At 75.5% G+C, this 2,854-nt stretch carries 2 protein-coding genes, 1 rRNA gene and 1 pseudogene; 1 reads left to right on the top strand and 3 read right to left on the bottom strand.

Going from position 1 to position 2,854, the window contains the following annotated elements:
* Positions 1 to 8: 8 nt before the first annotated feature.
* A 5S ribosomal RNA gene (gene rrf, locus EF903_RS31230) occupies positions 9 to 125 on the top strand.
* Positions 126 to 243: 118 nt separating this feature from the next.
* Here the strand turns inward: rrf and EF903_RS31225 are convergent.
* The 3 genes and pseudogenes from EF903_RS31225 to EF903_RS31215 form a co-directional block, all read right to left on the bottom strand.
* Positions 244 to 1,554, bottom strand: coding sequence for a DUF58 domain-containing protein (locus EF903_RS31225; RefSeq protein ID WP_125548340.1), 1,311 nt, complete (start codon positions 1,552 to 1,554; stop codon positions 244 to 246).
* On the bottom strand, positions 1,554 to 2,516 hold the full coding sequence (locus EF903_RS31220; RefSeq protein WP_125548339.1) for a MoxR family ATPase: 963 nt from the start codon (positions 2,514 to 2,516) through the stop codon (positions 1,554 to 1,556). The genes EF903_RS31225 and EF903_RS31220 overlap by 1 nt, the downstream gene beginning before the upstream one ends.
* Positions 2,513 to 2,854 (bottom strand): annotated as a pseudogene (locus tag EF903_RS31215) (DUF4350 domain-containing protein); the annotation flags it as partial. The gene EF903_RS31220 and the pseudogene EF903_RS31215, both read right to left, overlap by 4 nt.

The following is a 2,854-nucleotide window of genomic DNA, read 5'->3' as shown; positions in this document are numbered from 1 at the left end:
CATAGTGTTTCGGTGGTCATAGCGTTAGGGAAACGCCCGGTTACATTCCGAACCCGGAAGCTAAGCCTTTCAGCGCCGATGGTACTGCAGGGGGGACCCTGTGGGAGAGTAGGACGCCGCCGAACAATCATTGTGGGAAAGCCCCGCACCAGCTCTGGTGCGGGGCTTTCCTGCGTTTACGGGCCGAACGAGGGCCTCGGCGTTGGCGTCCTCGACCTCGACGGTTGACGTGAACCGCCGGTGTCACAGGCGGCCGGCGGACTTCAGGGCGAGGTAGGCGTCGGCCAGGGCCGGGGCCAGGGCGTCGGGGGCGGCGTCCACGACGTGGACGCCGTGGCGGGAGAGTTGGTCCGCCGTGCGGCGGCGCTGGTCCTGGGTCTGGGCGGCTGCCGCGGCCTCGTAGACCGCGTCCAGGGTGCCGCGGGCGCCGGCCATCGCCGCCACCTCCGGGTCGGAGACCGAGGCCAACAGGACCGTGTGGCGCCGGGTCAGGCGCGGGAGGAGCGGGAGCAGGCCTTCCTCCACCGCAGCGGCGTCCAGGCCGGTCAGGAGGACCACCAGGGAGCTGCGGGGGGCCGTGCGGAGGATCGTCGAGACCAGGGAGCGGGCGTCCGTCTCGACGAGCTCCGGCTCCAGCGGGGCCATCGCGTCCACGAAGGCCGGCAGGACGTCGCCCGCCGAGCGGCCCTGGACCTGGGCGCGGACGCGGCGGTCGTAGGCCAGCAGGTCCACACGGTCGCCGGCCCGGGCGGCCAGGGCGGCCAGCAGGAGGGCCGCGTCCATCGACGCGTCCAGACGGGGGGCGTCGCCGACGCGGCCGGCCGAGGTGCGGCCCGTGTCCAGGCAGACCAGGATGTGCCGGTCGCGCTCCGGGCGCCAGGTGCGGACCGCGACGCCATCCCGGCGGGCCGTCGCGCGCCAGTCGATCGAGCGGGTGTCGTCCCCCGGGACGTAGTCGCGGAGGCTGTCGAACTCGGTGCCCTCACCCCGGGTCAGGGCGCTCGTCCGGCCGTCCAGTTCGCGCAGGCGCGACAGGCGGGACGGCAGGTGCCTGCGGCTCGTGAAGGGCGGCAGGACCCGCACCGTCCATGGGACGTGGTGCGTGCCCTGGCGGGAGACGAGCCCCAGCGGGCCGGAGGAGCGGACCGTCACGCGGTCCGCTTGGCGGTCGCCGCGGCGGGTGGGGCGGAGGCGGGTCGTCACGCGGCGGCGCTCGCCCGGCGGGACGGTCAGCGTGTGGCGGGACGCCGCCTGTTCCGTGCCGGGCAGCCAGCTGCTCGGGGGCCACGCGTCGCGGATCCGGGCGCGCAGGCGGCGGGTCCCCGGATTGGTGATCGACAGGTGGACCTCGGCCTGCTCGCCCAGGCGGACCACCGTGTCGCCCGAGCGGGACAGCACCAGGCTGCGGACCGGCGCCGCCAAGGCGTAGTCGAGGGCGCAGGCCGCGGCCAGCGGGCCGTTCACCGCGAGGAGGCCCGCGAGAGACGGCTCCAGCAGGCCGACGGGGAGGGCGCCGAGGGCCGCCAGCAGGGCGGCGCGTCCGGTGAGGGCCATCAGCGGGGCACGGGGACGTGGGACAGGATCGCGGTCAGCACCGCATCCGGTGTCACGCCCTCCATCTCGGCCTCAGGGCGCAGCTGCACCCGGTGCCGCAGCGTCGGCAGGGCCAGCGCCTTCACGTCGTCCGGGGTGGTGTAGTCCCGGCCGGTCAGCCACGCCCACGCGCGGGACGCGGCGAGGAGGGCCGTCGCGCCGCGCGGCGAGACCCCCAGGGACAGCGACGGCGACTCCCGGGTGGCGCGGCAGATGTCGACGACGTACCCGGCGATCTCGGGCGAGACGGAGACGGCGGCGACTGCCTCGCGGGCCGCCCGGAGCTCCTCCGGCCCCGCCACCGGGCGGACGCCGGCCGCCGCGAGGTCGCGCGGGTCGAAACCCGCCGCGTGCCGGGTCAGGACGTCGACCTCGTCGGCGCGGGAGGGCAGCGGGACGTTCAGCTTCAGCAGGAAGCGGTCCAGCTGGGCCTCGGGGAGCGGGTACGTGCCCTCGTACTCGACCGGGTTCATCGTCGCGGCGACCAGGAACGGCTCGGGCAGGCGGCGCGGAGTGCCGTCCACCGTCACCTGCCGCTCCTCCATCGCCTCCAGCAGCGCGGACTGCGTCTTCGGCGGAGTGCGGTTGATCTCGTCCGCCAGGAGCAGGTTCGTGAAGACCGGGCCCTCCTGGAAGGAGAACTCGGCGGTGCGGGCGTCGTAGAGCAGCGAGCCCGTGACGTCGCTCGGCATCAGGTCGGGGGTGAACTGGACGCGCTTCGTACCGAGGTCGAGGGAGGCCGCCAAGGCCCGCACGAGCAGCGTCTTCGCGACGCCCGGGACGCCCTCCAGCAGGACGTGGCCGCGGCACAGGAGGGCGACGACGAGACCGGTGACCGCCGGGTCCTGGCCCACGACGGCCTTGCCGATCTCGGTGCGGATCGCCTCCAGGGCGGAGCGGGCGCTGTCCGTGGTGGCCGTCATGAGGAGCGGACCTCTCTTTCGAGGGCGTCGAGGTGGTCGGCGAGCGCGACGAGTGCCGCGTCGGAGGCGGGCGGGAGGCCGAACAGCAGGGCCGCTGCGTCCCGGTCCGGGCCTGCGGCGCGCGCCGACACGGCCGGGACGAGGACCGCCGGGTCGTGGCAGGCGGACCGCGGTACGCCCACCAGGGGGGCGAGGCGTTCGCGGGCGGCGGCCCGCAGCACCGTCGCCGCGCGCTCCCGGGCGTCGGCCCTGCGGTACAGGCGGGCGCGGCCCTCCGTGGCCTCCGAGGCGCGGATCGCGACCGGGAGGCGTTCGGTGACGAGCGGGCCGAGGCGCCG

Origin of the sequence: Streptomyces sp. WAC05292, from assembly GCF_003949955.1 — a bacterium.
In the GTDB taxonomy this organism is placed as follows: Bacteria; Actinomycetota; Actinomycetes; order Streptomycetales; family Streptomycetaceae; genus Streptomyces; species Streptomyces globosus.
The sequence above is the reverse complement of the archived record's forward strand: the minus strand, read 5'-3'. Positions and strand labels throughout refer to the sequence as shown.